Source organism: Sphingomonas astragali, from assembly GCF_051400615.1.
Classification (GTDB): domain Bacteria; phylum Pseudomonadota; class Alphaproteobacteria; order Sphingomonadales; family Sphingomonadaceae; genus Sphingomonas.
In genome coordinates, this window is record NZ_JBLFFH010000001.1 from 996332 (window position 1) to 1019367 (window position 23036).

Sequence of the window (23036 nt, forward strand, 5' to 3'; positions counted from 1 at the left end):
GAGAGTCCATAATCGTTCGCGCGCCCCAAGGCCAAGGAGAGGTTATGATCGAGCCGCTGAGCGAAGCCGAACGCGCCGAGGCGCTCGATGGCCTGCCCGACTGGGATTACGACGACGAGCGCGACGCGATCCGCCGCCGTTTCACCTTCGACGATTTCGCCGAGGCCTTCGCGTTCATGACCCAGGTCGCGCTGATGGCGGAAAAGGCGGACCATCATCCCGAATGGGCCAATGTATACAACCGTGTGGATATCCTGTTGACGACGCACGATGCCGGCGGGCTGTCGGCGCGCGACATCGATCTCGCGACGGCGATCGACGCGATCGTGGATTGAGATCCCGTGCTCCTGCGAAGGCAGGAGCCTTGGCCGCACGCGACAGGTCTGAACCCAGGGCTCCTGCCTTCGCAGGAGCAGGTGATGCTATTCCGCCCGCGCCACCGTTCCCCGCCGCATCATCTTGCGGAGGCGCCCCGGCATCCAGCGCGCGGCGAAGCGCAGGCGGTGGGCGGTCCGGCCGACATAGGCGAACACCGCCTCGCCGTGCACCGCATTCCAGGCCGTGTCGGCGACCTGATCCGGCGTGCTGAGCTCCAGCCCGGCCGCGACCACCGTCTCGCGGATCGAGCGGTTGGAACCGGCCGCCGCCGGATCGAGCAGCGGCGTGTCGATGAAGCCGGGTACGAGGCCGCGCACCTTGATGCCGTCGGCGTGCCATTCCCCGTCGAGCGCCTCGGTCAGCGCGCGCACGGCGAACTTGGTCGCCGAATAGGTCGCGAGTCCCGCCGAACCGTAGATCGCCGAGGCCGAGGCGGTGTTGAGCAGGCATGAGCCGGGCGTCGCGTTGAGATAGGCGTGACCGATCCGCGCGCCGTTGATCACGCCCATCAAGTTGATCGCGACGGTGCGGTCGATCTCGGCGAAGTCGGCCGCGGCGAAGGGCCCGCCGAGTGCGATGCCGGCGTTGTTGGCGAGCACGTCGAGCCGGCCGCCGCTCTTGCCGGTAAAGTCGTCGAGGCTTTTGCGCCACGCGTCGCGGTCGCGCACGTCCATGACATAGGTGTCCGCGCCGTTCGGGAGCAGCGCTGCGGACGCCGCGAGCCCGCTCTCGTTCACGTCGGCGAGCCCGACCCGCCAGCCCGCGCGCGCGAAGCGCCGCGCGATCGCGCGCCCGATGCCCGATCCGCCGCCGGTGATGAAGATCGCCTTCTGCATGTCTCCTCCCTTTCCTTTGCTGCCACCGTCGCGCAGAAATGGCGGACATGCCAGCCCCCAGCCTCGGCCCGAGCATCGGCTTCGATCGCGTGGCGGTGACCTATCCCGGCGGCGTGCGCGCGGTCGACGAGGTGGGGCTGGAGATCGCCGGCGGCAGCTTCGTCGCGCTGGTCGGACAGTCGGGCTCGGGCAAGTCGACGCTGCTCAAGACGATCAACCGGCTGGTCGAGCCGACCGGTGGCTGCGTGACGATCGACGGCGCCGACGTGGGCGAAGAGCCGCCGCACCTGCTGAGGCGGCGGATCGGCTATGTCTTCCAGAACGTCGGCCTGTTCCCGCACATGACGGTGGGGGAGAATATCGCGATCGGCCTCAGGATCGCCGGCCACAAGTCGGACCGGCGGGTCAGCGAGCTTCTGGAGCTCGTCGAGCTGGCGCCCGATCTCGCCGTAAGGATGCCGGACGCGCTATCCGGCGGGCAGCGGCAGCGCGTCGGCGTCGCGCGGGCGCTGGCGACGGAGCCGCGCCTGATGCTGATGGACGAGCCGTTCGGTGCGCTCGACCCGGTGACGCGCGACGCGCTTGGGCGCTCGATCCGCGCGCTGCACGAACGGCTCGGACTCACCACGCTGATGGTGACGCACGACATGACGGAGGCGTTGCTTACTGCCGACCGGGTGCTGGTGATGGCGCGGGGCCGCCTCATCGCCGACGAGACGCCCGCGGCATTGCTCGCCGGCGCGGGCGGACCGGAGGCGGCGGCTCTGGTAGCGGTGCCGCGCGAGCAGACGCATCGGCTCGCCGCATTGGAGTCGGGCAGGTGAGCGGCGTCTGGGCGCGCGTGCCCGATCTGCTCGGCAGTCATGTGCTGCTCGCCGCCGCCGCGCTGCTGCTCGGGCTGGTGCTGGCGCTCCCGCTGACGGTGCTGTCGGCGCGCAGTCCGCTGGCGGCGCGGGCGGCGCTCGGTTTCGCGAGCCTCGTCCAGACGATCCCGTCGCTGGCGCTGCTCGCGCTGTTCTATCCGATCCTTTTGTGGGTGTCGGCGCTGGTCGGCGGCGGGGTGCCGGCACTCGGATTCCTGCCCTCGCTGCTCGCGCTCGCGCTCTACGCGCTGCTGCCGATCCTGAGGAACGGCGTGACCGGCCTCGCCAACCTCGATCCGGCGGTGCTGGAGGCGGCCGATGGCGTCGGCATGACGCGCTGGCAGAAACTGCGACTGGTGGAGGCACCGCTGGTCGCGCCGGTGCTGATGGCGGGCATCCGCACCGCCGCGGTGTGGACGATCGGCGCAGCGACGCTGTCCACCACTGTCGGCCAGCCGAGCCTCGGCGACCTGATCTTCGCCGGGCTGCAGACGCAGAACTGGGCGCTGGTGCTGGCCGGCTGCGCCGCCGCCGCGGGGCTGGCGCTCGGCATCGACGCGCTGCTCGGGCTCGCCGAGCGCGGGATCGCGAGGCGGCGGCGCTGGATGTGGATCGGCGCGCTGGCGCTGCTCGCGCTCGGGCTGGCGGTGGCGCTGGCGCCGCGCTTCGCCGGCACGCGCGGCACCGTCGTGGTCGGCGCCAAGGGCTACCGCGTCGAATATCGCGAAGGGCTGGGGTCGGTGGTCGCCTTCGCGGCGACCGCGGCGGGCGACATCGACGTCTATGTCGACTATTCGGGCACGATCTGGACCAACGAGATGAAGCGCACCGACGTGCCGCCGCGCGCGGCAATCGTCGCCGGTGTGCGCGCGTGGGCGACGGAGACGCATGGCGTGGGGCTGGCGGGGACGCTCGGCTTCGAGAACGCCTATGCCTTCGCGATGCGCGGGGACGATGCCGCGCGGCGGCGCATCCGCAGCATCGCCGACCTCGCGCCGGTCGCGCCACGGCTCGACCTCGCCACCGACATCGAGTTCCTCGAACGGCCCGAGTGGCGGGCGGTGCGCGACGCCTATGGCCTGCGCTTCAGGTCGGCGCGCCCCTATCAGCCGACCTTCATGTACCGCGCGCTGGAGAGCGGCGCCGCCGACGTCATTCCCGCCTTCTCGTCCGACGGGCGCATTGCTGCCGACAGGCTCGCCGTGCTGACCGACCCCAAGGGCGCGATCCCGGGCTATGATGCCATCATGCTGGTGTCGCCGCGGCGGGCGAAGGACGAGGCGTTCCTCGCCGCGCTCCGTCCGCTGGTCGACCGGGTGCCGGTCGAGGCGATGCGCGAGGCCAACTATATGGTCGACCGCGACACCGACAAGCGCTCGCCGGATGAGGCGGCGGCGTGGCTGGAACGCAGAATCGGGCTGGAGCGATAATTTTCCATGCGGGAGGCGATGACCTTCGCCGCTGGTATCGCTATCTGCGCCGGGCACAGCCAACACCCGAGGAGTTCACGATGGACGGCAGCTTCCTGATCGGCGCGCGCGCGGTCACGACCGAGGAGACCTTCACCGGCTTCGATCCCGCCACCAACGAAGCGCTGGAGCCGCCCTTTTCGGTCGCCACCGTCGACCATGTCGCCGAGGCGTGCCGGCTCGCCGACGCGGCCTTCGACACCTATCGCGAGACCGCGCCCGAGGCGCGCGCCGCCCTCCTGGAGGCGATCGCGGCCAATATCGAAGCGATCGGCGACGAGTTGATCGTCCGCGCGATGCAGGAAAGCGGCCTGCCCCGCCCTCGCCTCGAAGGCGAGCGCGGCCGCACAGCGGGCCAGCTCCGCCTGTTCGCGCGGGTGCTCCGCCAGGGCCGCTGGGCAGCGGTCACCATCGACTCCGCCCTGCCCGATCGCCAGCCGCTGCCCCGCCCGGACCTGCGGCAGCGCCGCATCGCCATCGGCCCGGTCGCCGTGTTCGGCGCGTCCAACTTCCCCCTGGCCTTCTCCGTCGCCGGCGGCGACACCGCCTCCGCGCTCGCCGCCGGCTGCCCGGTGGTGGTGAAAGGACATCCGGCGCATCCCGGCACGTCGGCGCTGGTCGGACGTGCGATCCGCGACGCCGTCGCCGCCAGCGGATTGCCCGAAGGCGTGTTCTCGCTGGTGCAAGGCCCGGCGAACGAGCTCGGCGCTGCGCTGGTCGCCGACCCCCGGATCAAGGCGGTGGGCTTCACCGGCTCACGCGCAGGCGGCCTGGCGCTGGTCAATATCGCCAACGGCCGGCCCGAGCCGATCCCGGTCTATGCCGAGATGTCGAGCGTCAATCCGGTGCTGCTGTTCCCCGGCGCGCTCGCCGCACGCGCCGAGGCGCTGGGCAAGGCCTATATCGGGTCGCTGACATTGGGATCGGGGCAGTTCTGTACGAACCCCGGCATCGTGCTCGCGCTCGCCGGGCCCGACCTCGACCGTTTCGCCACCACCGCCGCCGCGGCGCTGGCCGAGGCGCAGCCGCAGGTGATGCTGACGCGCGGCATCCATGCCAACTACGACCGCGGTGTCACCGAGATCGCCGGCCACGGCGCGGTCGAGACGCTGGCGCGCGGCGCCGAAGGCACCGGCTGCAACCGCGGCCGCGCGGCGCTGTTCGCCACCACCGCGGCCAACTTCATCGCCAATCCCGAGCTGGCGCACGAGGTGTTCGGCGCCGCCTCGATCATCGTGCGCGCCGACAATCTCGATGAGATCGTCCAAGTGCTGACGGCGATGGAGGGCCAGCTCACCGCGACGCTCCACCTCGACGAGGCTGATGCCGAGCTCGCCCGGCCGCTGATCCCGCTGCTCGAGCGCAAGGCCGGCCGCCTCCTCGCCAACGGCTGGCCGACCGGGGTCGAGGTGTCCTACGCGATGGTCCACGGCGGGCCGTTTCCGGCGACGTCCGATCCGCGCTCGACCTCGGTCGGCACCGCCGCCATCGAGCGCTTCCTTCGGCCGGTCTGCTATCAGGACATCCCCGACGTGCTGCTGCCGGCGCCGGTCCAGCACGCCAATCCGCTCGGCCTGCCGCGCACCATCGACGGCGAACCCGAATAACGGGCATCGCGCGCGTGTCCGCCGCGCTCGCGCTGATGGTGCCGGCGGCGCTGGCGCTGGTCGCGGGGTTCGACCCGGAAACGGGCGGCCGCCACCTCCGGCATCTCGGTTGAGGCGGAGAGACTTGATCATACCCAAAGCCCCTCCCCATTATGGGAGAGGGGCTTGGCACTATAGCATGATCCGGAACAGCGCACCGCCCTGCGGCGCATCGGCGATGTCGATCGTGCCGCCATGCGCGATCACGATCTGGCGGGCGAGGTTGAGGCCGACGCCGGTGCCGGTCTTGCGCGTGGTGAAGAAGGGCAGGAAGATGTCGCCCTTGAGCCCGTCCGGCACGCCGGGGCCGTTGTCCTCGACCTCGATGCCGACGCGGCCCTCGCGCTCGGTGAAGATGCGGAGCGCCACCGACGGATCGTCGCGGCTGCTCGACGCGGCCTCGGCGGCGTTGCGCAGGAGGTTGATCAGTACTTGCGCGAGCATGTTTCGATCCGCGTCGAGCTGGAGTGCGGACGGCGTCACCGACAGCGCCAGCGGCACCGCCGACCAGTCGGCGGCGAACAGCCGGGCGAGCTCCTCCGCCCAAGGCGTGACAGCAAAACTCGTCCGTTCGATTATCGGGGGACGCGCGATCGCGCGATAGCTCTCGACGAAATGCTGCAGCCCCTCCGCCCGCCGGGCGAGCGTCGTCACCGCCATGCGCGCATCGGCCAGCTCGGCCGTGGCGGCAGGCGGCTGGCCATCGAGCAGCGCCGCAGCGGTCGAGGCGAGCGAGGTCACCGGGGTCAGCGAGTTGAGAATCTCGTGGGTGAGCACGCGGACGATGTCGGTCTGCGCCGCCATCTCGACCGCGTCGAGCGTGCCCTGGATCGGCTGCACCGTCACCGCGCGGACGCGGGCGCCGAGCCGCTCCAGCACCGCCGAGCGCACCAGCGCGCGTTGCGGACGCCCGTCGAGATTCAGCAGCAGCACTTCCTCGCGTGCGGCGCCATCGTCGCCGAGCCGCTTGGCGAACGTGCCGCCATAGCCCGCATAATCCTCGGCACGCGCGCCATGGACGTGGCGGAACAGCGACCGCGCCGCCTTGTTGCCCGGCGCCACCCGCCCCTCCTCGTCGACCGTGAGCAGCGCGATCGGCATGTCGTCGACCAGCGCCTCGCGGAAGCGCAGCTCGTCGGCCGCCATGTCGCGATCGGCGCGGAGCACGGCGAGCGCATTGTCGAAGGCCTGGCCAAGCTCCTCGAAGCCGGAATCGGCCCGCCGCTCGAACCGGGTGCCGAAATCGCCGAAGCGCAGCGCTTCCAGGAAGCGCGCCACCGCGATGTTGGTGCGCGAGACATGGTTCCACAGCGCCCAGGCGGCGAGGATCACGAGGATGCCGGCGACGATCCGGGCAGCGCCGAGCCCCTCGGTCGCGATCGTCGCGATGAAGGCGAGCAGCGCGACGAACAGCACGGCGACCCAGGCCGCGAGGCCGGTGGTGAAGCGGCGGCTAAAGCCCATGCTTCTCCATCCGCCGATAGAGCGCGGCACGCGAGAGCCCGAGCTCGGCCGCGGCGAGCGAGATGTTGTAGCCGTGCTTGCGCAGCGCTTCCTCGCAGAGCCGTTTCTCGACGCGGTCGAGGTTGAAGTCGTCGGGCGGCGGCGGAGCGACCACCGGCGTGCTCGGAACCGGTCCCAGCGGAAAATCCTGCGGCTCGAGCGGCCCGTCGCCGGCCAGGATCACCGCGCGCTCGATCGCGTGCCGGAGCGCGCGGACGTTGCCCGGCCAGTCGTGGGCGGCCAGCGCACTGCGTGCCGCGTCGCTGAGCCGAGGCACCGGCCGATTGTAGCGCCGGGCGTAGTGCGCGAGATAATGATCGACCAGCTCGGGAATGTCCTCGCGCCGCGCTCGCAGCGGCGGCAGCTCGATCTCCACGGTGTTGAGGCGAAACAGGAGGTCCGGCCGGAAGTGCCGCTCGTCGCGCAACGTCGCGGGCGAGGCGTTGGTCGCGGCGATCACACGGATGTCGACCGGGATCGGTTTGTTGGCGCCGACCGGCGTCACCTGGCGCTGTTCGAGCACGGTCAGCAATTTCGGCTGGAGCCGGAGCGGCAGGTTGCCGATCTCGTCGAGGAACAGGGTGCCGCCGTCCGCCGCCTGGATGCGGCCGACGCGATCGCTCTTGGCGTCGGTGAAGGCGCCCTTCACATGACCGAACAGCTCGCTGTCGATCAGGTCCTCGCTGAGCGCGCCGAGATCGACGGTCAGCATCACCTTGCCGGCGCGAAGCGACTGGCGGTGCAGCTCGCGCGCCGCCAGCTCCTTGCCGGTGCCGTTCTCGCCGAGGATCAGGACGTTGGCATCGGTCGGCGCCGCGCGTGCGATCAGCGAGGCGACCCGCGCCATATCCGGGGAGCGACCAAGCAGCGGCGTCTCGGTGCCCTTCGGCGGTTCGGCGATCGCCGCCACGCGCGCCTTCTCGGTCGCCACTGCCCGGCGCGAGCGCCTGAGTGACGCAGCGGTGCGCGCGGTGGCGAGGAGACGTTCGTTGCTCCACGGCTTGGACACGAAATCGGTCGCGCCGCGCTTCATTGCCTCGACCGCGACCTGCACGCCGGCGTGCGCGGTGATCATCACCACCACTATCTCCGGATCGAGCGCGAGCAGCCGGTCGAGCCAGGCCAGTCCTTCCTTCGAATCGGTCGCCCCGCGCGCAAAATTGGCATCGAGCAGCACGATGTCGGGCGATTTGGCAGCGATCGCCGGCAGCGCCTCGTCCGGGCTGCGCGCGGTCACGACCTCCGCGAAGAGCCGGCGCAGCAGCAATCGCGCCGCGACCAGGATGTCCTCGTCGTCGTCGACGATGACGCAGCAATCGAATTCGGTGGCCATGATCGTCCGCTCTCGTACAGAAACCGTGCGATATCGGACAATCAATTCGCGTGCCAATTACGCCCTGAGCAGCAGAAATGGCGGAAATCCGCGATTGGCACGCTCGATGCTCTGTCCCTTCCCGTCGGCATCGTGCCGATCACAAGGAGAAGCATCATGACCCTTTCGACCTTTCGCCTGCTGAGTGTGCTCGGCGCTTTCGTCGCCACCGCCGCGCTCACCCTCGCTTCGTCGGCGCCGCTGCCGGCCAAGGTCCAGGCCGCCGCGCTCGCGGTTCCGAGCATCGCCGCATGACCGTGCGGATGCGCCGGCCAGTGTCCGCACCCGGACAGCGACTGTCCGGATGCGGACACTTTTCCCGACGCACGATCGGTATCGCCTTGTGATTTGCGCTGGCACGGGGATTGCTTGAATGACCGCCATGAGCGTCGTGCGGATGAAGAACGAGAAGAGCGAAGCGCCGGTCTCGGGCAGCGGCATGGACCGTGTCGTCGAGCGCAAGGGACTCTCGCCGCGCATCAAGATCGCCGCCGGCGTGGTGGCGCTGGCGAGCGCGATCCTGCTGTTCTGGTGGTTCGCTCCGACGTCGAGCAGCCAAACGCTTGCCGCCGATCGCGTGACGATCTCGCCGGTGACGCGCGGCACCTTCGAGGATTTCATTCCGCTCCGCGCTCGCGTGACCCCGCTGCTGACGGTCTATCTCGACGCGGTCGAGGGCGGCCGTGTCGAGAAGCTGCTGGTCGAGGATGGCGCCACGCTCGCCAAGGGCCAGATGATCGCCGTGCTCTCCAACGCCGAGCTGCAGCTCTCCACCCTCGCCCGCCAGACCGAGGTCGAGCAGCAGATCAACAACATGCGCAGCCAGGAGCTGGCGCTCGCCCAGACCCGCCTCGCCAACGAGCGCGCGGTGCTCGAGGCCGAGCTCGACGCCGCCAAGGCCAAGCGCCAGTATGAGCGCGAGGCGCCGCTCGCCGCGCGCGGCTTCGTGCCGGGCAAGCAGTTCGCCGACACGCGCGACACCTATGACTATCAGCGCCGCCGCATAGCGGTGCTGAAGCGGAGCCAGGCGACCGACGAGCGGCTCCAGGTCGGCCAGCTCGCCCAGCAGCAGGCGGCGGCGCAATCGATGCAGTCAGGGCTGGCGCTCGCCCGCGCCAACCTCGAATCGCTCAACCTGCGCGCCCCGGTCGCGGGGCAGCTCTCCGGCTTCGACATCCAGGTCGGCCAGTCGATGCAGCGCGGCGAGCGGATCGGCCAGATCGACAGCCCGGGGCGCAACAAGCTGATGGCCGGCGTCGAGGAATTCTACCTCGGCCGCGTCCAGCTCGGCCAGCGCGCGACGATCGATGCCGGCAGCCGCCAGTATCCGGCACGCGTCACCAAGATCTATCCGCAGGTCCAGAACGGACAGTTCCAGATCGACCTGCAGTTCGTTGGGCCCGAGCCCGCCAACATCCAGCGCGGCCAGACGCTGCAGGCGCGCCTGACGCTCGGCGACCCGGCACCCGCGGTGCTGGTGCCCAATGGCAGCTTCTATAACGACACCGGCGGCAACTGGGTGTTCGTGGTCGCTCCAGACGGCCGCTCGGCGATCAAGCGTCAGGTCCGCCTCGGCCGCCGCAATGCGGAGACGATCGAGGTGCTCGACGGGCTCCAGCCGGGCGAGCGCATCCTCACTTCCCCCTACACCGGCCTCACCGACAAGGACCGGCTGGACCTCAGCCAGTGACGAAAGGACCATCGATGCTCAGTATGCGCGAACTCTCGCGGACCTACCGCACCGACACCGTCGAGACGACCGCGCTCGACCGCATCGACCTCGACATTGCCGCGGGCGAGTTCGTCGCGGTGATGGGCCCGTCGGGCTGCGGCAAGTCGACCTTGCTCAACCTGATAGGGCTGCTCGACAGCCCGTCGAGCGGCTCCTACGTCTTCGCGGGCCAGGAGGTTGCGGGGCTGAGCGAAGCCAAGCTCGCCGACGTGCGCAAGCGGAACATCGGCTTTATCTTCCAGAGCTTCAACCTGGTCGACGAGCTGTCGGTGCGCGAGAATGTCGAGCTCGCGCTGCTCTACCACGACGTGCCGGCGGCCGAGCGCAAGCGCCGCGTCGAGCAGGTGATGGACCGCGTCGGCATCGCCCATCGCGCGCGCCACCGCCCGAGCCAGCTCTCCGGCGGGCAGCAGCAGCGCGTCGCCGTCGCCCGTGCGCTGGTCGCCGAGCCCAAGCTGATCCTCGCCGACGAGCCGACCGGCAACCTCGACACGCACCACGGGGAGGAGGTGATGCGGATGCTGCAGGGCCTCAATGCCGAAGGCTCGACCATCGTGATGGTGACGCACTCGCCGGCGCACGCCGATTACGCCAGCCGCGTCATCAACATGCTCGACGGCCGCATCCTCCAGGAACAGCGCCGCGCCGCCTGATGGGCGGGGAAACAGGGGAGAGGATCGATGTGGCGCAACTATCTGACCGTGGCGCTCCGCACTTTGACCCGCAGCCCGGCCTATGCCGCGATCAACATCGGCGGGCTCGCGCTCGGGCTGGCCGGGTCGCTGCTGATCCTCGCCTATGTCAATTACGAACGGAGCTATGACAGCTGGCTGCGCGACGCCGACCGGCTCTACCAGGTCCAGACGACGGTCCGTCCGCCCAACGCGGCGGAGGTCCATTCCCAAGCGTCCCCGTTTCCGTTCTATGAAGGGCTCGCCGGCTTCTCGCAGGTCGAGGCGGTGACCTCGCTTGCCGTGGGCAAGACCGTCACCGAGCACGACGGCCAGCCGATGTTCATCGACGCCACCACCGTCGATCCCGAGTTCTTCAAGGTCTTCGCGCTGCCCTTCGTCCAGGGCTCGGCCGCCACCGCGTTTCCCGACACCAACTCGATCGTGCTGACCGAGAGCGAGGCGATCCGCCAGTTCGGCACCGCCGATGCGCTGGGCAAGCGACTCAGTCTCGGCGCCGGGGGCGGCAAGCGCGACCATCGGGTCACCGGCGTGCTGCGCGACCTGCCGAAGAACACCAGTCTGCGGCTGGGCATCATCTTCCGTCGCGACATCAACCAGGTGCCGCCCGAGAGCCGCGGCTGGGGCAGTGTCGACCTGCAGCATTACGTCAAGCTGCGCCCCGGCGCCGATGCTGCCGCGGTGAACGCCGCGATTCTCGCCTGGAAGAAGCGCGCCTGGCCACCCGCGATGTTCGAGGGCAAGCCGATGGCGATCGGCGACGCGTTCCACTTCCGTCTGGTGCCGCTCGGCGACGTCCATCTCGGCCGGGCGCAGGAGGGGGCGCTCACCCCCGGGGGCGATCCGCGCGCGCTCGCCACCTTCGCGATCGTCGCGCTGCTGACGCTCGGCATGGCGGTGATGAACTTCGTCAACCTGACCACCGCGCGGGCGACGCAGCGGGCGCGCGAGGTGGCGCTGCGCAAGGTGCTCGGCGCGACCCGTCGCCAGCTGATCGTTCAGTTCCTCGGCGAAAGCCTGCTGATCGCCGCCGCGGCGATGCTGATCGCGCTCACCATCGCCGAGCTGACGACGCCATGGATCGGCCATCTGATGGGAGCCGACATGCGCATCGCCTATCTCGGCGAGCGCGGGATGCTGCTGCCCGCGCTCGGGCTGTTCGCCTTCGCGGGGCTGGCGGGCGGCCTCTATCCGGCGCTGTACCTCAGCCGGTTCCGGCCGGCGCAGGTGCTGCGGACCGGACGGGCCGCGGCCGAGACGACGGGGAGCGGCCGGCTGCGTGCCGCGCTCGTCGTCGTCCAGTTCGCGGTCGCGATCGGGCTGATCGCGAGCACCGCGGTGATCTATTCGCAGACGCGCTTCATCGAGCGGGTCGATCCCGGCTACCGCCGCGACGGGCTGATCCAGATCACCAACGCCTGGCGCTTCACCCAGGGCGCAGAATATGAAGCGGCGCGTCCCCTGATGCTCGCGATTCCCGGCGTCACCGGCGTCGGCCGCGCCGGCCTGGAGCTGGGCGCCCCCGAAACCCCGGTCCGGCTGATGCGCGGGAGCGTCGGGGCACCATGGGTCACGATGGGATTCTACAGCGTCGACGCGGACTTCCTCCGCACGATGGGTATCGGGCGGCTCGCCGGCCGCCTGCTCGGCGACCGCTTCGCCGCCGACCGGATCGCCGGCGCGACCCCTGCCGATCTCGTCGCGCGCGGCGTCAACGTCGTGGTCAACCGCTCCGCCGCGGCCAAGCTCGGCTATCGGACGCCCGAGGCCGTCGTCGGACAGACCTTCGAGATCGCGTTCTTCGCCTTCCCGATGGTTCCTTCGACGATCGTGGGCGTGGTCGAGGACACGCGGTTCCGCACCGCGCGCGATGCGGTCGACCCGATCGTCTACGTCTATGATCCCGAGCATACCAGCCAGGTGCTGGTCCGCTACGCCGGCGCCCGGCCGGGCGAGGTGATGGCGGGCCTCAACAAGGTCTGGCGCAAGTTCGAGCCCGAGATCCCGTTCGAGGCCCGCTTCGCCGAGGACATCGTCCGCGAGCTCTACGCCGCCGAACGTGCCCGCGGCGCACTGTTCGCCGGCTTCTCGGGCCTGGCGGTGGTGATCGCCTGCCTCGGCCTCTACAGCCTCGCCGCCTTCGCGACCGAGCGGCGCACCAAGGAGATCGGCATCCGCAAGGTGGTCGGCGCCACGGTGCGCGACATCGTCCGGCTGCTCGTCTGGCAATTCTCCAAACCGGTGGTGCTCGCCAACCTGATCGCCTGGCCCGCCGCCTGGTGGGCGATGCGTGACTGGCTCAACGGCTTTGACGCGCGCATCGCGCTGGGGCCGGGGCCGTTCGCGCTCGCCGGCCTGCTGGCGCTCGCCATCGCGCTGGCGACCGTCGCCGGCCACGCGCTGCGCGTCGCGCGCATGAACCCCATCCACGCCCTTCGCTACGAGTAGGACAATCCCCATGTGGCGCAATTATGTGATCGTCGGCCTCAGGTCGCTCGCGAAGAACAGGACCTATGCCTTCATCAACGTCTTCGGGCTGTCGCTCGGCATCGCCGCGTGTCTGCTGATCCTTAACTTCGTGCGCTACGAGTTCAGCTACAACGCGTGGATGAAGGATGCCGACCGCTCCTTCCAGTTCCAGGACTTCTACAAGGCGACCGAGACCGGCGGCGAGGAGATGAAGCTCCAGGTGACGAGCATCGCCGCCGGCCGCGCGCTCAAGAAGGATTTCCCGCAGTTCGAGCAGGTGGTCTACGTCACGACCCCGCCGGTCACGGTGATCCAGGACGGCCAGGCGACCCGGCCCGAGAATGCGCTGCTGGTCGACGGACCGATCTTCGACATCCTGCAGGTGCCCTTCGTCCGCGGCGATCCGGCGCATGTGCTGGACGATCCCCATGCGGTGGTGCTGAGCGAGACCGAGGCGACCAAGCGCTTCGGCACGGCCAACCCGGTTGGCCAGACGCTGACGCTGAACAGCGGCGATATGGAGGCGGACTATCGCGTGACGGGTGTGTTCAAGGATCTGCCCAAGAACACGACCGTGCCGATGGACCTGGTGGCGCGTTTCGATCCCGACACCTATTTCGTGAAGTCGCCGGGGACCATCACCGGCTGGGGCAATCAGAACGGCTTCATCTACGCGAAGCTGAAGCCCGGCGTCGATCCCAGGTCGATCGAGGCGCAGTTCCCAGCCTGGGAGAAGCGCAACATCCCCGACGACATCACCGACGGCAAGCGCACCAACCAGGGCGACGTCCAGGATTGGCGGCTCACCAAGCTCCGCGACATCCACCTCGGCGAGGCTCAGGTCGGCGCGCAGCGGTCCACCGGCGACAAGGCGACGATGATCAGCTTCATCGTCATCGCGCTGCTCATCCTGGGCATCGCCTGCGTCAACTTCACCAACCTCGCCACCGCGCGCGCCAGCCAGCGAGCCCGCGAGGTCGCGCTGCGCAAGGTGCTGGGGGCGACCCGGCGGCAGCTCATCACCCAGTTCGTCGGGGAATCGGTGCTCGTGGCCGCGATCGCGATGTTGATCGCGCTCGCGCTGGTCGAGCTCGCGACGCCTGCGCTCAATGGCTTTCTCGATATCGACATGAGCGTGCGCTATTTCGGCAGCGACGGCATGTTGCTGCCGATCCTCGGCCTGATCGTCGTGGTGGGACTGGCCGGGGGACTTTATCCCGCCTTCTACCTGTCGCGGTTCCAGCCGGCGCGCGTGCTCAAGGCGAACAAGTCGGCGGCGGATGCCGAGGGGAGCGGGCGGCTGCGATCGATCCTGGTGATCGGGCAGTTCGCGGTGTCGATCGGGCTGATCGTCTGCACCTCCGTCATCTATGCGCAGACGATGTACGCGCGCTCGGCCGACCAGGGCTACACGCGCGAGGGGCTGCTCCAGGTGCGGCGCCTCAGCACGCCCAAGATCGAACGCATCCAGAAGACGCTGGTGCAGGAGGTCCGCGGCATCCCGGGCGTGACCGCGGTGGGCCGTTCGACGATCGGCGTCGCCACCGGCAACAATTCGATGACCAGCGCGAAGCGTCCGGGCGCCGCCAACGAGAGCGACATCGGCTTCTACGGCATGGATCCCGGCGTGATCGACGCGCTCGGCATGAAGCTGATCGCCGGGCGCAACTTCTCCGAGGCCAATCCGATGGACGATGCGACCACGCCGTCACCGCCCGACGACGCGGCCGAGCGCGCCCTGGTGGCGCGCGGCGTCAACGTGCTGCTGTCCGAATCGGCGGCGAAGCGCCTCGGCTTCGCCAGCGCTCAGGCCGCGATCGGCCAGCCGATCCAGACCGGGCTCACCGACACCGCGAAATACGGCTGGCTGCCGGCGACGGTGGTCGGCGTGGTCAGCGACGTGCGCTACCGCACCGTGCGCGAGCCGCTGCAGCCGATCCTCTATTATTATCAGACCGTCGGCTACAACAACCTGCTCATCCGCTATCAGGGCGTGGCGCCCGACGTGATCCGCGCGCGCGTCGAGGCGATCTGGAAGCGGCTCGCGCCCGACGTGCCGTTCGAGGCGCGCCATGCGGAGGACATTGTCCATGACCTCTACAATGGCGACGAGCAGCGCGCGCAGCTGTTCGGCATGTTCGCCATCCTGGCGGTAGTGATCGGCTGCCTGGGTCTGTTCGGGCTCGCCGCCTTCACCGCCGAGCGGCGCACCAAGGAGATCGGCATCCGCAAGGTGCTGGGCGCGCGGACGCAGGACATCGTGCGGCTGCTGGTGTGGCAGTTCAGCCGGCCGGTGCTGATCGCCAACCTGATCGCCTGGCCGGTCGCCTGGTGGGCGATGCGCGACTGGCTGAACGGGTTCGAGAGCCGCATCAGCCTGAGCCCGCTGCCGTTCCTGGTCGCGGGTACGCTGGCGCTCGGGATCGCGATCACGACGATCGCCGCCCATGCCTGGCGCGTTGCGCGGACCAACCCGGTCCACGCGCTGCGATACGAATAGGGGCGCTATCCGGCGGCGCGCGCGCGTTCCAGTGCGGCGGTGAAGTCGCGGGCTCGGCCGCCGACCTCGTCGGCGGTCAGGCCCGGGCGGTAGAGCGCGGAGCCGAGACCGAACCCGGCCGCGCCGGCCGTCATCCAGCGCTCGAGATCGCCCGGAGCGACGCCGCCCACCGCGAGCACCCGCATGTCCTTGGGCAACACCGCGCGCATCGCCTTGAGAACCGTGGGAGAGGCCCCTTCCGCCGGGAACAGCTTGAGCGCGGTCGCGCCCGCCTCGAGCGCGGCGAAGGCTTCGGTCGGCGTGGCGATGCCGGGGAGCGACGCCAGCCCGGCCGCCGCGCTCGCGGCGATCACGGCGGGATTGGCGTTGGGCGAGATGATCATCGTCCCGCCCGCACCCTGTACCGCGGCAACGTCCTCGGCCCGCAGCACGGTGCCAGCGCCGATCACCGCCCGCCCTTCGAAGCGGCGCGCCAGCCGGGCGATGCTGTCGAGCGGATCGGGCGAGTTGAGCGGCACCTCGATCAGGGTGAAGCCGGCGGCGACCAGCGCCTCGCCCACCGCCTCGACTTCGTCGGGACGGACGCCGCGCAGGATGGCGACCAGCGGACAGCGGGCGAAGGCGGCGTCGAAAGCGGGAAGATGGCTCACGGGATCAGGGCTCCGATCTGGTGGATTCCGGCGACGAAGGCGGCATGGCTGTCGACGAGGTCGGCCGCCCGGCCATGCGCTTCGATCGCGGCGACATAGAGGCCGCCGAGCTTGGGATCGGCGAGCACATGGGCGCGGTCGTGCCCTGTCTCGGCAAGGCGCGCGGCGACGTCGCTGCCGATGACGAGGCCGCTCGCGAACGAGGCTGCGTCGTTATCGTCGCGCAGGCCGAGCAGCCTGGCCGCGCGGATGCCGAACAGCGAGGCGGCGAGGTCCCGCTTCGCCCCCTCGCGCACGCCGGCGAGGAAGGCTTCGCCCGGCGTCACCTCGGCGCCGAGCTGCGCCGCGAGCAGGCCGTGCCCGCGCAGCAACGCGAACAGCTCGCCGGTCATCGCGGTGGTGAAACGCGCGACCTCGCCCGCCTTCATCTCGGCCCATTTGCAATGCGTGCCCGGCTGGACGAGGAGCGCATCGGCCGGCACCAGGCCGGCGGCGCAGGCGCCGAGGAGCTGCACCTCCTCGCCCCGCATCACGTCGCCCCGCCCGCCGTCGACGAAAGACAGGCCGGGAATGATCGCGGTGCGATCGTCGACCCGCAGCAGGTTGGCGACGACCGCGGCAATGCCCGCGGGCGCCGGGACATAGGGAGCCGTCTGCCAGCCGATATCGGACCCGACCATGCCGGCGAGCAGCATCGGCAGGTCGCCGAACCGCTCCCGGATCGCTGCCACCTCGCCGGCGAAATCGGTGACGGCGACGACGCCGTGGTCGTCGCGCTCGGTCTCGGCGACCGCCCCGTTCTCGATCAGGTAGACGCGCCGGTTGGTCGTCCCCCAGTCGACAGCGAGGAAGCGCGGGCCAAGACTCATCGGATCACCACCAGGTCGCGTAGAGCGCGACCAGGATCAGGACCACGCCGATCGCCCCGATATTGAAACCGGTCGAGGTTGCATAGCGCACATCGCCGGTCTCGATCGTATCGGTGCCAGGCTTTTGCGGGGTGACCAGCGACAGCACCACCGCCAGCGCGAGCGCGATCAGGAACACGACGCCCATACGGTCCATGAACGGCAGCGACGCCCATTGATATTTGAACACCGCCGACAGCACCACCGACGCCACGGCGGCGGCGATCGCCCCGACCTCGTTCGCACGCTTCCAGAACAGGCCGAGCAGGAAGATCACGGTGATGCCGGGCGTGAAGAAACCGGTGAACTCCTGGATGAACTGGAACGCCTGCTCCGACGCGCCGACCAGCGGACGGGCGGTGAGGATGGCGATGACGATCGCCGTGATCGCGGTCAGGCGGCCGACCAGCACCAGGTGCCGCTCCTCGCGCGCCTTGCCCTCCGAATCCTCGGCGAGGGTGGGCGTGCCGCGGAACTTGGCATAGACGTCGAGGGTGAAGATCGTCGCGATCGAGTTGATCTTGGACGCGGTCGAGGCGATGATCGCGGCGATCAGCGCCGCGAAGACCAGCCCGAGCAGGCCGGTCGGCAGCAGCCGCATCATCGTGGGATAGGCCTCGTCGGGCTTGGACAGATCGGGTGCCAGCACCACCGCAGCGATACCGGGCAGCACGATGATCAGCGGCATCAGCAGCTTGAGGAAGGCGGCGAACAGCACGCCCTTCTGCGCCTCGTTGATGTTCTTGGCCGCGAGCGCGCGCTGGATGATGTACTGGTTGAAGCCCCAGTAGCTCAGGTTCGCGATCCACATGCCGCCGATCAGCACCGACAGGCCGGGCAGGTCCATGTAGTGCGGATCGTCGGGCTTCAGGATCATGTGGAAGTGATCGGGCGCGGTGGTGATGAGCTTGTGCCAGCCCGCGAGCAGGTCGCCGCCGCCGATCTCGCTCAAGGTGAGGTAGGCGACGACCAGGCCGCCGAGCACGAGCAGCGTCACTTGGACGATATCCGTCAGCGCCACCGCCTTGAGGCCGCCGCGCAGCTGATAGAGCAGCGCGAAGGCGCCGAGCACGACCAGCGCGATGTTCTGGTCGATGCCGGCGACCTTGGTTACCGCGATCGAGCCGAGCCAGATGATCGAGGTGAGGTTCACGAACACGTAGAGCGCAAGCCAGAACCACGCCATCAGGCTGCGGATCGTGCGTCCGTACCGCCGCTCCAGGAACTGCGGCATGGTGTAGATCTCGTTGCGCAGGAAGATCGGCAGGAAGAATTTGCCGACGATCAGCAGCGTCGCCGCCGCCATCCATTCATAAGAAGCGATGGCGAGCCCGATCGCGTAGCCCGATCCGGACATGCCGACGATCTGCTCGGCGGAGATGTTCGCCGCGATCAGCGACGCGCCGATCGCCCACCACGGCAAGTTCTTGGACGCGAGGAAATAGTCGGAGGTGTCCTTGGTATGCCCCGCCTTGTCCCGCGAAACCCATTGCGCCAGGCCGAAGATGCCGATCGCATAGGCGATCACGACGATGACATCGATGGTCGACAGCCCCATACATGCTCTCCCGCCCAGGTTGTTTCAGCGGTATCCACCCGCCGGTTCTTCGCGACCGTTCGTTCATTTATCTGATTTATGGGACTTGTCCAGCGCCGCGCAGCGGTTAACCTAAGCGATGAACAGGGCGGCCGATAGGGCCTCAGAGAGGACAGAGGGGATGGCGACTTCCTACACCGACCCGGAGGCCGCCGATGGGCGTGCGGCGCTCGGGCGCAACCTGACCTACGGGATGCTCGACAGCCTGGGACGGGCGATCGTCACCGGCCATTACGAGGACAAGCCGTTCCCGACCGAGGCCGAGCTCGCCAAGCAGCACGGCGTCAGCCGTTCGGTGACGCGCGAGGCGGTGAAGATGCTCACCGCCAAGGGGCTGCTCAGCGCCCGCCCGCGTCAGGGCACGGTGATCCAGCCGGCGAGCTCGTGGAACCTGTTCGACACTGACGTGCTGCGCTGGCTGCTCGAGCGCAAGTTCTCGGTCGACCTGCTGCGCCAGTTCAACCAGCTCCGCGTCGCGATCGAGCCCGAGGCGGCGGCGCTGGCGGCGCGCTTCGGCAGCGACGAGGATTTCGCGCGCATCGCCGCCGGACTCGAGCGGATGGCGGCGGCGGAGAAGGGGCTCGACGACACGCTCGACGCCGACATTGCCTTTCATGTCGCGGTGCTGCGCGCGTCGCAGAATCCCTTCTACACCCAGTTCCGCGACGTGGTGGCGACGGCGCTGCGCACCTCGATCCGCTTCACCAACCGCATCAAGGGCCGCAGCGCGAGCGTGGCCGATCACGCCGCGGTCAAGGACGCGATCCTGGCGCGCGATCCCGAAGGCGCGCGCGCGGCGATGCGGCGGATCATCGGCGACGTGCTCGACCTGATCGAGACGGCCGAGGGCGGCGACTGAGCTATTTGGCGCCGTCGCCGACGGTGAAGCGATAGGTCATGACGTTGCGATAGGTCTCGCCGGGCTTCAGCAGCGCCGAGCCGAACTTCGGCTGGTTGGGCGTGTCGGGGAAGATCTGCGGCTCCATCACGAAGGCGTCGCCCTCGCGGTAGAGGCGGCGCGCCTTGCCGAAGCTGGTGCCGTCGAGGAAATTGCCCGAGTAGAATTGCAGCCCCGGCTGGTTCGACCACAACTCGAACCCGCGGCCCGAGCTCGGATCGTGGGCGCGCGCCATCAGGTGGAGGTCGCTCGTGACGGCCTTCCCCACCACCCAATTATGGTCATAGCCGCGTCCGAACACGATCTGCTGGTCGCTCGCGTCGCGGACGCGCTCGCCGATCGCGTGCGGCGTGCGGAAGTCGAACACCGTGCCGGCGACGGAGCGGAACTCCCCCGTCGGGATCGCGCCCGCATCGGTCGGAAGATAGGTCTCCGCCGGAATGGTGACGAGCGTGCCCATCGCGCCGTTCGCCGAGCCCTCGCCCGACAGGTTCCAATAGGCATGGTTGGTGATGTTGGCGATCGTCGGCTTGTCGGTGGTCGCGCGATACTCGATCGTCAGCGCGTTGCTCTCGTCGAGCGAATAGATCGCGTCGACCGCCATCGTGCCGGGATAGCCCTGGTCGCCGTCCGGGCTCACGTAGCGCAGCGTGACCGAGGCGGTCGGGCCCGAGGTCACCGACACCACGGTCCACAGCACCTTGTCGAAGCCGGTCTTGCCGCCGTGGAGCGAGTTGGCGCCGTCGTTGACGGGCGCCTGGTAGCTCTGCCCGCCGATGCTGTAGCGGCCGGCGGCGATGCGATTGGCGAAGCGGCCGACGGTGCCGCCGAAATACTGCGGCTTGGAGAGATAGAGGTCGATCGTCGGATAGCCGAGCGTGATGTCCGCCGGCTTGCCCGCGCGGTCGGGCAGGACGAGCGACTGCAACGCCGCGCCATAGGCGATGATCGTCGCCGACACGCCCTTGCCGTTGCTGAGCGTGACCGAAGGGACCTCGCGGCCGTCGGGGAGCTTGCCGAAGCTGCCCCGCTTGGCAGTCGCGGCCCCGGCCGGCATCGCTAGCAATATGGCGGCCGCAGCGGCGGCGATGAGCGTGATCCTGCCTGTCATCCTCTCGTCCCTTTTCCCTGATCCGCTGGCACCGCCCTTGCCGTCCGGCGGCGCCGTTGGTAGCACCATTGGCGGAGATAGAAGCAGATATATCTTATAAAAGGAAGATGGAGAATGGCGGCAGCGGGCGGGGCGATCAGGCTGGGCCTGGTCGGAATTGGCAAGATCGCGCGCGACCAGCATCTTCCCGCGATCGCCGCCGATCCGCGCTTCGCCCTGGTCGCGACCGCCAGCCGCCATGCCCATGTCGACGGCATCCCGGCGCACCACGACATCGCCGAGCTGATCGCCGGCGGCCATGCGCTCGACGCGGTGTCGTTCTGCACGCCCCCGGCCGGACGCCACGACATCGCCGCGCAGGCGATCGCGGCGGGGCTGCACGTCATGCTGGAGAAACCGCCGGCGGCCACCGTTTCCGAAATCAACGATCTCGCCCGCCAGGCGAGGGCCGGAGGCGTGACGCTGTTCGCGACCTGGCATTCGCGCGAAGCCGCCGGTGTCGCACCGGCGCGCGCCTGGCTCACGGACAGGCGTATCGACGCGGTGCGGGTGACGTGGAAGGAGGACATCCGCCGCTGGCATCCGGGCCAGGAATGGATCATGACTGCGGGCGGCTTCGGCGTGTTCGACCCGGGCATCAACGCGCTGTCGATCGTCACCGCGATCCTGCCCGAGCCGGTGCTGCTCGATTCGGCGCGACTCGCGACACCGGAAGGCCGCGACACCCCGATCGCCGCGAGCCTGACGATGCGTTCGGGCAAGGCGCCGGTGACGGCCGAGTTCGACTTCCTCCAGACCGGCCCGCAGACCTGGGATATCGAGGTCGATACCGACGCCGGCACGCTGCGCCTGTCGATGGGCGGCAGCATCCTGGCGCTGCCGGGCGAGGCACCGCGCGAGGCGCCCGACCGCGAATATTCCGGGCTTTATGCGCGCTTCGCCGAGCTGATCGCGAAAGGCGAAAGCGATGTCGACCCGCGCCCGCTCGAGCTGGTCGCCGACGCCTTCCTGTCGGCGGAGCGGGAGACGGTGGCGCCCTTCGCCTTCTGATCAGCGCACGACGTTGGGCGGCAGTCCGGGCGCGGGCGCCTCGAACGCGAACAGCCCGCCCGCGAGCGGCTGCGCCGCCAGCGCATCGGCGCTGAGGCCGACGCTGGCGGTGGTGACATAGCCGGTCCTCAGGTCCCGTCCGCCGAACGCCACCTTGGTTACCTGCGCGCACGGCAGGGTGACGGTAGCGATCAGCTCGCCCTCCGGCGAATAGCGCCGCGCGCCCCAGCCGCCCCACAGCGCCACCCACAGGCAGCCCTCGGCATCGCAGGTGACGCCGTCGGGGTGGCCGTCGTCCGGCGCGATGGCGACGAAGAGCTCGCCATTCTCCAGGCGGTCGGGATCGCCGCCGACGTCGAAGCGCCATATCTGTCCGGCGAGCGTGTCGACATGGTAGAGCCAGCGCCCGTCGGGGCTCACCGCCGGGCCGTTGGTGATGGTGCAGGCGCAGCCCATCTCGCTGAGCGTCCCGTCGAACCGATAGACACGGCCGCTGGGCTCGCGCTCGCCGTCGTCCATCGTGCCGAACCATAGCCGGCCGCTCGGATCGACCGTCGCGTCGTTGGTGCGGTTGCCGGCCGGCATCGGGATCGCCGCCAGCCGTTCGACGATTGCGCCGCCGTCGAAGCGCACCAGCTCGCGGCCTGTGCCCAGGATCAGCCCTCCGGCGGCGGACGGCGCGGCGAAGCTCGGGCGATTGTCGACGTGGAAGGTCTCGCGTTCCCCGCTCTCGGGCGCGAAGCGGTGCAGCCGGTCCTGCTTGATGTCGACGAACCACAGCGCTTCGTCGGCGGGGAGCCAGATCGGCCCTTCGCCAAGCAGTGCCGAAACCGACCAGACGAGGTTCGCTTGCATGTCCGACATCACTCCCGAAGATCGATTTCGCACGCCATTAGGCCGACCGGACCGGATTTGTCACACATCGCGGCGAGTCCCGAATTTTTGATAGCCAGGGAATATTCCGAGCTTGGCCTCCTCGCGCGTACGTGCCACTTAAGGCCGGGGTAAAGAAGGGGGTAGCAATGAAGTACGGGCACATGGCGCGTCCCTCGGGGATGCGGTTGCCGCGCTATGTTCTTGGTGCAAGCCTGGCGGCGATTGCCGTAGGGTTGGCCTCTCCGGCGGCAGCGCAATGCGTCACCAGCACGACGCCAAGCGGGACCGTCATCGACTGCACGGGCACCGATGCCGACGGCGTGACGGTGACCGCCTCGGGCGCGCATCTGACGGTCGAGCCCGATGCGCAGGTGTTGGCGGGCGCCGACGCGGCGATCATCAATGCGGCCCTTTCGACCCGGATCGACGTCGACGGCGCGGTGGCCGGCGGAGCGGGAGGAATCTCGTGATCTCGGGTAGAAAATT

At 69.4% G+C, this 23036-nt stretch carries 20 protein-coding genes; 12 read left to right on the plus strand and 8 right to left on the minus strand.

What is annotated here, in order from left to right; genetic code table 11:
* Nucleotides 1–11 precede the first annotated feature (11 nt).
* Nucleotides 12–335 carry a 4a-hydroxytetrahydrobiopterin dehydratase gene (locus tag ACMGER_RS05065; protein ID WP_436811675.1) on the plus strand — a complete coding sequence of 108 codons (324 nt, stop codon included), beginning with the start codon at nt 12–14 and terminating at the stop codon, nt 333–335.
* Nucleotides 336–422: 87 nt separating this feature from the next.
* Here the strand turns inward: ACMGER_RS05065 and ACMGER_RS05070 are convergent, their stop codons facing one another.
* On the minus strand, nt 423–1214 hold the full coding sequence (locus ACMGER_RS05070; protein WP_436811015.1) for an SDR family oxidoreductase: 792 nt from the start codon (nt 1212–1214) through the stop codon (nt 423–425).
* 47 nt (nt 1215–1261) lie between these two features.
* Between ACMGER_RS05070 and ACMGER_RS05075 the strand changes: the two genes are divergently transcribed.
* The 3 genes from ACMGER_RS05075 (at nt 1262) to ACMGER_RS05085 (ending at nt 5153) form a co-directional block, all read left to right on the plus strand.
* The gene (locus ACMGER_RS05075) at nt 1262–2038 is read left to right on the plus strand and encodes an ATP-binding cassette domain-containing protein (protein WP_436811016.1); all 777 of its coding nucleotides are present in this window, start codon (nt 1262–1264) and stop codon (nt 2036–2038) included.
* Nucleotides 2035–3507: an ABC transporter permease/substrate-binding protein gene (locus tag ACMGER_RS05080; protein WP_436811017.1), complete on the plus strand. Its 1473-nt coding sequence runs from the start codon at nt 2035–2037 to the stop codon at nt 3505–3507. The genes ACMGER_RS05075 and ACMGER_RS05080 overlap by 4 nt, the downstream gene beginning before the upstream one ends.
* A gap of 80 nt (nt 3508–3587) precedes the next feature.
* The gene (locus ACMGER_RS05085) at nt 3588–5153 is read left to right on the plus strand and encodes an aldehyde dehydrogenase (NADP(+)) (RefSeq protein WP_436811018.1); all 1566 of its coding nucleotides are present in this window, start codon (nt 3588–3590) and stop codon (nt 5151–5153) included.
* Between the two features lie 171 nt (nt 5154–5324).
* On the opposite strand, the gene ACMGER_RS05090 is transcribed toward ACMGER_RS05085, so the two are convergent.
* Together ACMGER_RS05090 and ACMGER_RS05095 are read right to left on the minus strand one after the other, a co-directional pair.
* Complete coding sequence (locus ACMGER_RS05090; protein ID WP_436811019.1) at nt 5325–6656, minus strand: sensor histidine kinase; 1332 nt, start codon at nt 6654–6656, stop codon at nt 5325–5327.
* Nucleotides 6646–8028 carry a sigma-54-dependent transcriptional regulator gene (locus ACMGER_RS05095; RefSeq protein WP_436811020.1) on the minus strand — a complete coding sequence of 461 codons (1383 nt, stop codon included), beginning with the start codon at nt 8026–8028 and terminating at the stop codon, nt 6646–6648. The genes ACMGER_RS05090 and ACMGER_RS05095 overlap by 11 nt, the downstream gene beginning before the upstream one ends.
* A gap of 156 nt (nt 8029–8184) precedes the next feature.
* Between ACMGER_RS05095 and ACMGER_RS05100 the strand changes: the two genes are divergently transcribed.
* The 5 genes from ACMGER_RS05100 (at nt 8185) to ACMGER_RS05120 (ending at nt 15460) form a co-directional block, all read left to right on the plus strand.
* A complete protein-coding gene (locus tag ACMGER_RS05100) occupies nt 8185–8322 on the plus strand; it encodes a hypothetical protein (RefSeq protein ID WP_436811021.1) in 138 nt (45 codons plus the stop codon).
* A 118-nt stretch (nt 8323–8440) separates the two neighbouring features.
* On the plus strand, nt 8441–9757 hold the full coding sequence (locus ACMGER_RS05105; protein ID WP_436811022.1) for an efflux RND transporter periplasmic adaptor subunit: 1317 nt from the start codon (nt 8441–8443) through the stop codon (nt 9755–9757).
* Nucleotides 9758–9771: 14 nt separating this feature from the next.
* Nucleotides 9772–10452: an ABC transporter ATP-binding protein gene (locus ACMGER_RS05110; protein WP_436811023.1), complete on the plus strand. Its 681-nt coding sequence runs from the start codon at nt 9772–9774 to the stop codon at nt 10450–10452.
* A 27-nt stretch (nt 10453–10479) separates the two neighbouring features.
* Nucleotides 10480–12939 carry an FtsX-like permease family protein gene (locus ACMGER_RS05115; RefSeq protein WP_436811024.1) on the plus strand — a complete coding sequence of 820 codons (2460 nt, stop codon included), beginning with the start codon at nt 10480–10482 and terminating at the stop codon, nt 12937–12939.
* Nucleotides 12940–12949: 10 nt separating this feature from the next.
* Nucleotides 12950–15460, plus strand: coding sequence for an ABC transporter permease (locus tag ACMGER_RS05120; RefSeq protein ID WP_436811025.1), 2511 nt, complete (start codon nt 12950–12952; stop codon nt 15458–15460).
* 5 nt (nt 15461–15465) lie between these two features.
* Here the strand turns inward: ACMGER_RS05120 and ACMGER_RS05125 are convergent, their stop codons facing one another.
* From ACMGER_RS05125 to ACMGER_RS05135, 3 genes are read right to left on the minus strand one after another with little or no spacing between them, the layout of a single operon-like run.
* Entirely contained in the window at nt 15466–16110 is a 645-nt protein-coding gene (locus ACMGER_RS05125; RefSeq protein WP_436811026.1) for a 2-dehydro-3-deoxy-6-phosphogalactonate aldolase, read from the minus strand.
* Nucleotides 16107–16979 (minus strand): 2-dehydro-3-deoxygalactonokinase, encoded by an 873-nt coding sequence (locus ACMGER_RS05130; RefSeq protein WP_436811027.1) that lies wholly within the window; start codon nt 16977–16979, stop codon nt 16107–16109. The genes ACMGER_RS05125 and ACMGER_RS05130 overlap by 4 nt, the downstream gene beginning before the upstream one ends.
* Nucleotides 16980–16983: 4 nt before the next feature.
* Complete coding sequence (locus tag ACMGER_RS05135; protein ID WP_436811028.1) at nt 16984–18576, minus strand: sodium/sugar symporter; 1593 nt, start codon at nt 18574–18576, stop codon at nt 16984–16986.
* 160 nt (nt 18577–18736) lie between these two features.
* Here ACMGER_RS05135 and ACMGER_RS05140 point away from each other — a divergent pair, with 160 nt between their 5' ends.
* Nucleotides 18737–19474 carry a FadR/GntR family transcriptional regulator gene (locus ACMGER_RS05140; RefSeq protein WP_436811029.1) on the plus strand — a complete coding sequence of 246 codons (738 nt, stop codon included), beginning with the start codon at nt 18737–18739 and terminating at the stop codon, nt 19472–19474.
* A gap of 1 nt (nt 19475) precedes the next feature.
* Here ACMGER_RS05140 and ACMGER_RS05145 read toward each other — a convergent pair whose 3' ends face one another.
* Nucleotides 19476–20624, minus strand: coding sequence for an aldose epimerase family protein (locus ACMGER_RS05145; protein WP_436811030.1), 1149 nt, complete (start codon nt 20622–20624; stop codon nt 19476–19478).
* 114 nt (nt 20625–20738) lie between these two features.
* Here ACMGER_RS05145 and ACMGER_RS05150 point away from each other — a divergent pair, with 114 nt between their 5' ends.
* A complete protein-coding gene (locus ACMGER_RS05150; RefSeq protein WP_436811031.1) occupies nt 20739–21674 on the plus strand; it encodes a Gfo/Idh/MocA family protein in 936 nt (311 codons plus the stop codon).
* Here ACMGER_RS05150 and ACMGER_RS05155 read toward each other — a convergent pair whose 3' ends face one another.
* Nucleotides 21675–22529: an SMP-30/gluconolactonase/LRE family protein gene (locus ACMGER_RS05155; RefSeq protein ID WP_436811032.1), complete on the minus strand. Its 855-nt coding sequence runs from the start codon at nt 22527–22529 to the stop codon at nt 21675–21677.
* Nucleotides 22530–22696: 167 nt separating this feature from the next.
* Here ACMGER_RS05155 and ACMGER_RS05160 point away from each other — a divergent pair, with 167 nt between their 5' ends.
* Entirely contained in the window at nt 22697–23020 is a 324-nt protein-coding gene (locus ACMGER_RS05160; RefSeq protein ID WP_436811033.1) for a hypothetical protein, read from the plus strand.
* The last annotated feature ends 16 nt before the right edge of the window (nt 23021–23036 follow it).

Coding starts and splice junctions, on each gene's coding strand:
- ACMGER_RS05100 (WP_436811021.1), top strand. CDS start 8,185: ATGACCCTTTCGACCTTTCGCCTGCTGAGTGTGCTCGGCGCTTTCGTC.
- ACMGER_RS05115 (WP_436811024.1), top strand. CDS start 10,480: ATGTGGCGCAACTATCTGACCGTGGCGCTCCGCACTTTGACCCGCAGC.
- ACMGER_RS05090 (WP_436811019.1), bottom strand. CDS start 6,656: ATGGGCTTTAGCCGCCGCTTCACCACCGGCCTCGCGGCCTGGGTCGCC.
- ACMGER_RS05070 (WP_436811015.1), bottom strand. CDS start 1,214: ATGCAGAAGGCGATCTTCATCACCGGCGGCGGATCGGGCATCGGGCGC.
- ACMGER_RS05130 (WP_436811027.1), bottom strand. CDS start 16,979: ATGAGTCTTGGCCCGCGCTTCCTCGCTGTCGACTGGGGGACGACCAAC.
- ACMGER_RS05160 (WP_436811033.1), top strand. CDS start 22,697: ATGAAGTACGGGCACATGGCGCGTCCCTCGGGGATGCGGTTGCCGCGC.
- ACMGER_RS05085 (WP_436811018.1), top strand. CDS start 3,588: ATGGACGGCAGCTTCCTGATCGGCGCGCGCGCGGTCACGACCGAGGAG.
- ACMGER_RS05135 (WP_436811028.1), bottom strand. CDS start 18,576: ATGGGGCTGTCGACCATCGATGTCATCGTCGTGATCGCCTATGCGATC.
- ACMGER_RS05145 (WP_436811030.1), bottom strand. CDS start 20,624: ATGACAGGCAGGATCACGCTCATCGCCGCCGCTGCGGCCGCCATATTG.
- ACMGER_RS05120 (WP_436811025.1), top strand. CDS start 12,950: ATGTGGCGCAATTATGTGATCGTCGGCCTCAGGTCGCTCGCGAAGAAC.
- ACMGER_RS05095 (WP_436811020.1), bottom strand. CDS start 8,028: ATGGCCACCGAATTCGATTGCTGCGTCATCGTCGACGACGACGAGGAC.
- ACMGER_RS05105 (WP_436811022.1), top strand. CDS start 8,441: ATGACCGCCATGAGCGTCGTGCGGATGAAGAACGAGAAGAGCGAAGCG.
- ACMGER_RS05110 (WP_436811023.1), top strand. CDS start 9,772: ATGCTCAGTATGCGCGAACTCTCGCGGACCTACCGCACCGACACCGTC.
- ACMGER_RS05140 (WP_436811029.1), top strand. CDS start 18,737: ATGGCGACTTCCTACACCGACCCGGAGGCCGCCGATGGGCGTGCGGCG.
- ACMGER_RS05150 (WP_436811031.1), top strand. CDS start 20,739: ATGGCGGCAGCGGGCGGGGCGATCAGGCTGGGCCTGGTCGGAATTGGC.
- ACMGER_RS05075 (WP_436811016.1), top strand. CDS start 1,262: ATGCCAGCCCCCAGCCTCGGCCCGAGCATCGGCTTCGATCGCGTGGCG.
- ACMGER_RS05155 (WP_436811032.1), bottom strand. CDS start 22,529: ATGCAAGCGAACCTCGTCTGGTCGGTTTCGGCACTGCTTGGCGAAGGG.